The organism is Clostridium sp. DSM 8431 (genome assembly GCF_900116755.1).
Taxonomy (GTDB): Bacteria; Bacillota; Clostridia; order Clostridiales; family Clostridiaceae; genus Clostridium.
The window spans coordinates 20,202-27,123 of record NZ_FPBY01000027.1; the positions used below are offsets into that span (position 1 = coordinate 20,202).

Consider the following 6,922-nt stretch of genomic DNA (forward strand, 5'->3'; position numbering starts at 1 on the left):
TATAATTATGGTAAAATTTTATTAATATATATAAAGGAGAATATTAAATGAAGGTTGGACTTATAGGGTATGGAGCTGTAGGAAAAGAATTTATAAAGTTAGTATATGAGAAAAATCTTCCTATAGACTTTAAATATATATTAAAAAGTGATGGGGGGATTTTTAATAAAGATAGTTTAGATTTAAGAGAAATTATTGATAAAGATATTAAGAAAAATAAAAATTGGATAAATAAGCTTACTTTTGAAAATATAAAAAATCAAGATATAGATTATTTAATTGAACTTACTAGCACTAATATTGAAACTGGTGAGCCTGCTTTATCTTTTATAAAAACAGCTTTATCAAAAGGTATAAATGTAGTTACAGGAAATAAAGGACCTATTTTATTAGAATATAAAAATTTGAAAGCTATATCAGAATCAACTGGTGCTTATCTAGGAATTGGATGTACAGTTGGGGGAGCCCTTCCTAGTATAAGCTTAGGAGAATATGGAGCTAAGGGAGCTGAAATTAAGGAAATACAGGGTGTTTTAAATGGAACAACTAATTACATATTAAATGCTATGAGATGTGAAAATAAATCTTATGAAGAGGCTTTAAAACATGCACAAGAAATAGGAATTGCAGAGAAAAATCCTTATCTAGATGTTGAAGGCTATGATACAGCAATAAAAACTATTATTTTAAGCAATGTTTTAATTGGTAGTAATTTAACCTTAAAAGATGCAGAAATAGAAGGAATAACGAATGTGTCTTTAGAAGATATAAAGAGAGTAGATGAAAAGGGAAGAAAAATAAAATTAGTTGGACAAGCTATTGAGGAAAGTGGAAAAATAAAAGTAAGGGTAAAACCAATAGAAGTAGATGAAGATAGCCCTTTGTTTTTTATAGAAGGAAAGAATAAAGGTGTATTTTACAAAACTGATATTTTAGGAGATATTACAGTAATAGGTGGGGCATCATCGCCTAGAAATGCAGCAGCAGCGGTACTTAGGGATATTTATATAAATGAAGATTGGAGATAGGAGTATGGATAAAAAGACTTTAAGAAAAGAAATATTGAAAAAAAGAGGCAATATATCTAAAGAAGAAAGAACAGTATTTGATAATATTATAAAAGAAAAATTAGAAGGAATGGACTTTTTTAATAAAGCTAATAATATTTTTATTTATGTAGGTTTTGGGAGTGAAATAAATACTATCGATTATATTAATGAGTTTTTAAAAATGGGGAAGAGAATTTTCGTTCCAAGAACTAATGAAGAAAATAAGACTATGGATGCTGTTGAAATAAAGTCTTTAGATAGTTTAGTTAAGAGCGGTAAATATCAAATTTTAGAGCCATCAAAAGAAATAAAGGCTGCAGAAAAATCAGACTTAGATTTGGTTATACTTCCTGGGGTAGCCTTTGATGATAAGGGTGGAAGAGTTGGATATGGTGCAGGATATTATGATAAATATCTTAAAGGTTTATCAGAGGATATTCCTAAGGCTGCTCTTTGCTACGATTTTCAACTTATAGATAAGGTACCAATGGAAGAACATGATGTAAGAGCAGATTATATTATTACAGAAAAAAGATTTATTGTTTTAAAATAGAATATAGATTAAATTATGTAAGTGTATTATAATTACATTAATTGCTAATCCTCGTTTTAAATGGGGGTTTATTAATATTTTGGAGGGCTATACTTATGAAAATAGAAACTAAATGTCTGCATGCAGGCTATACACCTAAAAATGGAGAACCAAATGCATTACCTATATATCAAAGTACTACATATAGATATGAATCAACAGAATTTATTGGAAAGTTATTCGACTTAACAGCTGAAGGGCATATGTATTCACGTATTTCTAATCCAACAGTATGTGCAGTTGAAGATAAAATAGCAGCACTTGAAGGGGGAGTAGGGGCATTATGTACAACTTCTGGACAGGCAGCAACTATGATATCAATATTAAATATACTTCATGCTGGAGACCACTTAGTAGCATCAGCAAAAATATATGGTGGTTCAATTAATCTTTTAGCAGTGACTTTAAAGAAAATTGGTATTGAGTGTACATTTATAGATCCAGATGCATCAGAAGAAGAAATCCAAAAGGCATTTAAGGAAAATACTAAGGCTCTTTTTGGAGAAACTCTTGCAAATCCATCAATTGAAGTTTTAGATATTGAAAAGTTTGCTAGAATTGCTCATAAAAATGGAGTGCCATTAATAGTAGATAATACTTTTGCAACTCCAATCCTTTGCAGACCTTTTGAATATGGTGCAGATATAGTTGTTCATTCAACTACTAAATATATGGATGGACATGCTGTTCAATTAGGTGGAGTAATTGTTGATAGTGGTAACTTTGACTGGACTAATGGAAAATTCCCTGAATATACAGAACCAGATGAATCTTATCATGGAATAGTTTATACAAAAGAATTTGGAAATAAAGCTTATATAACTAAGGCTAGAGTTCAAATGATAAGAGATATGGGAGCTTATCCAACAGCTCAAGATGCATTTCTTTTAAATTTAGGACTAGAAACTTTACCTGTTAGAATGGAAAAGCACTGTGAAAACGCTAAGAAAGTAGCTGAGTTTTTAAATAGTTTAGAGCAAGTTGAATTTGTAAATTATCCAACTTTAGAAAGCAATAAATATTATGATTTAGCTAAGAAGTATTTACCTAAAGGATGTAGTGGGGTTATGTCTTTTTCAATAAAGGGTAGTAGAGAAAATGCTGTTAAATTCATGGATAGCTTAAAACTTGCTTCTAATGTTGTACATGTTGCTGATATTCGTACATGTGTACTTCATCCAGCTAGTTCAACTCATAGACAATTAACAGATGAACAACTTGTTGCAGCTGGAATTACTCCAGGTCTTATAAGATTATCTGTTGGACTTGAAAATATTGATGATATAATAGAAGATATTAAACAAGCAATGGAAAATATTTAATGAGGTAAAAATGAGGGTATTAGAGACAGAAAGATTGAGACTTAGAAGCTGGACTTTAGAGGATTTAGATGATTTTTATGAATATGCAAAGAGGTTGGAGGTAGGTCCTAATGCAGGATGGAAGCCTCATGCATGTAAAGAAGAGTCTGAAAAAATATTGAAGTCTTTTATAGAAAAGGATGATATATGGGCAATAGAATTAAAAGAAAATAAAAAGGTTATTGGTTCTATAGGGTTTCAAAAGGATGAGCATAGAAATGGAATAAATTCTAAGATGTTAGGTTATGTTTTGTCTAAGGATTACTGGGGGCTAGGAATTATGACGGAAGCATCTAAAGAAGTTATTAGATATGGATTTGAGGAAGAAAAACTAGATATAATATCAGTATATCATTTTAGGTTTAATTATAAATCTAAAAGAGTTATTGAAAAATGTGGTTTTAAGTATGAGGGAACTTTAAGAAGAGGCAGAAAACTATTTGATGGAAGAATAGTGGATTTAGTTTTTTATTCAATATTGAAAGAAGAGTTTAAATAATAAAAACTCTCTCTAGATTAAATAGCTTAACTAGAGAGAGTTTTTTGTTATTTGAGTAAATTACTAGTTAAGGTGCTTCCAATTGCCAATACTAAGAGAATAGTACTATAGATAACATAAGATTTTTTATTTTTAAAGCTATCTTTTAGAAGAAAAGCCATTAACAATGGTTCTAATAGTGATACTATAATCCTTAAGACATTATTCATAAGATCAATATTAAATAGAGACGATGCTATACAGCATAGTAAAGGACAAGGCATTGAGGCAATTAACACTGTTAATATAAGCTTACTTGAAGTTATTTTTATATGTAGAAGATTTAATAAAAATTTGTTGATTAAAAAGTATATTGTAGCAATTAATAAGGCTGTTATTGAAGAGATTGTTATAATCAATGCATTTAGTGAACTTATTTGAATATCACTAGATTGGAATATAGAATTTAATTCCGAATTTAGTGAATTAGAATTAGTAATTGTCATATTAACGTAAAAGTTAAATATAAGAATATATCCTATTAAAGATATTAATATTATTAATATATCACTATTTTCAGTTTTATTTACTTTCATAAATACCATCCTTTCTTAATGTTAAAGTAATGATTTTATCATCAAATATTTTAGAAATATCATCGTGATGAATAAATATAACTATACAATTTGTCTTTGTACTTAAATCTATTAATTTTTGTAAGAGTGAATTTTGAGTATTTAAATCAATGTGAGAAAAAGCTTCATCAATGATAATTAAATCCCAATGGTTTTCTGAATATAATAGAGAAAAACCTATCTTCATATTTGTTCCTGTAGAACAATCCATACTCATGGTATTAAAATCTGTAGGGGTGATATTTAATGCTTTGTTTATTTCTATATTTGGATCAGGATTTATGGCTGCTATTTTATAAAGAAAAGTAATATTTTCTTTTATAGTTAGCCATTTTTCTGTCAATTCCACTTCTGGAATATATAATATTTTTTTTGGTAGATTAATTATTTGACCTTCAGTAAACTTTTCAATACCAATAAGAGATCGTAAGAAGGTGCTCTTTCCAATTCCGTTTTCACCTTTTAACCAATATATTTTGCCATTTTCAAATGTATAATTTAAGTTTTGAAATATAGATCTATCATTATATGATTTTTTTAAATTAACTAATTGCATAATAATTCTCCTTATGTGATAAGCCCCTCTATTACAGCAGCTACTATAATTAGAATAAAATTAGATACTAAAAGCTTTTTGTATCTAACTATACTTTGAAAGAAGCTATGATTTTTATTTTTTATGTTAGAATAAAATTCTTTCATAAGCAAATAAGAGATATAAACATATAAACAGAAGTTGGGAATTTCAATAAAACCATGTGGAAATAGTTTCATTAAGCTGGGTAATATTCCTTTATTCAGTATTGATACATTAATTGCCCAAGATGTAGTGATACAATCTAAGAAAAATAATATAGGCATAAGTGGTGCAAAAAATATATATTGTAAAAAGTTCAATATATTATGATAGAGAATAGCTAGTACATTTTGTACGCTATGATCTTTGAATTCAGATATATAATTAGAATCTAATATAAAGAAATATCTAAAGAATGCAGTTAAGCCAACAATAATAGCAAGGTAAACTAGGATAAAATAAAAATAGTGTTTCCAATTAATTAATGAAGTTAATTTAAATTTAAAATTGTGTTTCATCCTTGCCTCCGTAGTTTTTTAACATGAATAATTTTTCAAATTTAATTATTATACATATTAGTATAAAAAATAACTTTATAAATTCTATTGTCAAATCTGAAATATTTGTTATATGTAAGTATTTAAAGATAATATCAAAATTTAAATGAATCAGAATTAAATATATTAGTACTATATTTAGTATAGTTCCCTTGAAAAAGTGCTTGTTATCTAAAAAGTAATAAAAAGTTTTAAGTACCTTGGATAAATTTAGATACATAAGTAGAGAGATATTTAGCATCCAAATAAATATATATAAACAAGGGCCTTTGTCAAATAATAAATAAATAGAAATTATAGTTAAAGTTAAAAATTCAATAATTAGGGTCTTTAGTTCAGTAGAATATAAAATTTTTCTATTTGTAGAAATATATAAAGAGTTATAGAAAGCATTTTTTAAATAAGTTTCTTTATATTGAATCTGCTTATTTTCTATTATTAGTTGTAGTTTTGTAATAAAAAATATAACTAATAAATAAGATAAGTACTTAATTCCAGAAAATTTGTATAAAACAATACCTACTAGTGAAGTTACTATTATTTCTATGTATTCTCCTGTCTTTATTCTTTTTAAAAAAGTAATTATATAAAAGAAAAAATTATCTGTTGAAGAATCTTCTTGAATATTCTTATAATTTTTAGAAAGAAAATTATATAAAAATATATTTTTTAACATAAATTTATAAATTATAACATTTAATATACATATAATAATATTAACTAAGCTATTATTTATATATATAAATAATAAGTATAAAATATTTAGAAGACACAGATTTATTTTTGTTTTTTTATTTGAGAATCTAAAAAGAAAAAGGTTAGATTGAAAAAATAATAAATATATAATTAATAAAATATTTAATTGATCAGTAAATAAGAATGCTGGGATATTTACTAATGCAACTAGTATAAAAGTAATTAATAAAAAATTTTTACTGATGATAGAAAAAAATATATATTTATAAAAATTACCTAATAAGAAGAATGATTTGATTTTTTCAACTTTCAATCCTTCTTGTATTGTAGGTAAGTTATATTGCGTTAGAAGAAGAGAAAATATATTCGCGACTACAAATGAATCAAACTTATTATCAGATTTTAGAATAATATAAAAAATAAAATTTGTAATAAATAAAGTTATCATAAATAAGATTAATAGTACTAGTTTGAATATTTTTATATCATCAATTGTTTTTTGCTGTTTGTACCAGCTATGTATAATTAAATCTAACATTTTATAATACTCCTGATTCTTATTTAATAAAAGCGAAAACAAAGTTTCGCTTTTAAATTACACTTGTGAAATATTTTACCATGCAGCAGCATATTTCTTACCATATTTCTTAATCATTTTCTTAGCAGTAGCAACTATTGCAGCAGAAATTGCTCCAGCTCCAATAACTGCAGTAGCTAAAGAGATTATTGTAGCTACTGTAGAAACAGCATCTATAATATCAATTACTTTTTTTGCAGCATATGAAGATATACCAAGTGTACTTGCTAAGCCAATTGATGAAGCAATCATAGCAATAGCAAGAGAAGATATTATCAAATATGACATTTTCTTTTTCATTAAACTCCCCCCCTTGTATAATCTAGTTGTAACATTTGATAGAAAACTATTTACTATTCTAACGAACATTACATGTCTAAATTGATATTAATTTTCTTAT

The 6,922-nt window shown here is 26.3% G+C and carries 7 protein-coding genes; 4 read left to right on the plus strand and 3 right to left on the minus strand.

Going from position 1 to position 6,922, the window contains the following annotated elements; translation table 11 throughout:
• Positions 1 to 47 precede the first annotated feature (47 nt).
• The 4 genes from BM384_RS04385 (at position 48) to BM384_RS04400 (ending at position 3,501) form a co-directional block, all read left to right on the plus strand.
• Positions 48 to 1,028 (plus strand): homoserine dehydrogenase, encoded by a 981-nt coding sequence (locus BM384_RS04385; protein ID WP_090011454.1) that lies wholly within the window; start codon positions 48 to 50, stop codon positions 1,026 to 1,028.
• Positions 1,012 to 1,602 carry a 5-formyltetrahydrofolate cyclo-ligase gene (locus tag BM384_RS04390; protein ID WP_242945952.1) on the plus strand — a complete coding sequence of 197 codons (591 nt, stop codon included), beginning with the start codon at positions 1,012 to 1,014 and terminating at the stop codon, positions 1,600 to 1,602. The genes BM384_RS04385 and BM384_RS04390 overlap by 17 nt, the downstream gene beginning before the upstream one ends.
• Positions 1,603 to 1,697: 95 nt before the next feature.
• Positions 1,698 to 2,963, plus strand: coding sequence for an O-acetylhomoserine aminocarboxypropyltransferase/cysteine synthase family protein (locus BM384_RS04395; RefSeq protein ID WP_090011458.1), 1,266 nt, complete (start codon positions 1,698 to 1,700; stop codon positions 2,961 to 2,963).
• Positions 2,964 to 2,973: 10 nt separating this feature from the next.
• Positions 2,974 to 3,501, plus strand: a complete 528-nt coding sequence (locus BM384_RS04400; RefSeq protein WP_090011461.1) for a GNAT family N-acetyltransferase — start codon at positions 2,974 to 2,976, stop codon at positions 3,499 to 3,501.
• Positions 3,502 to 3,548: 47 nt separating this feature from the next.
• On the opposite strand, the gene BM384_RS04405 is transcribed toward BM384_RS04400, so the two are convergent.
• The 3 genes from BM384_RS04405 to BM384_RS04425 form a co-directional block, all read right to left on the minus strand.
• On the minus strand, positions 3,549 to 4,076 hold the full coding sequence (locus BM384_RS04405) for a hypothetical protein (RefSeq protein WP_090011463.1): 528 nt from the start codon (positions 4,074 to 4,076) through the stop codon (positions 3,549 to 3,551).
• Positions 4,063 to 4,671, minus strand: a complete 609-nt coding sequence (locus BM384_RS04410) for an ATP-binding cassette domain-containing protein (RefSeq protein ID WP_090011465.1) — start codon at positions 4,669 to 4,671, stop codon at positions 4,063 to 4,065. Before BM384_RS04410 ends, BM384_RS04405 begins: the two co-directional genes overlap by 14 nt.
• 1,887 nt (positions 4,672 to 6,558) lie before the next feature.
• A complete protein-coding gene (locus tag BM384_RS04425) occupies positions 6,559 to 6,822 on the minus strand; it encodes an uberolysin/carnocyclin family circular bacteriocin (RefSeq protein WP_090011471.1) in 264 nt (87 codons plus the stop codon).
• Between the last annotated feature and the right edge of the window lie 100 nt (positions 6,823 to 6,922).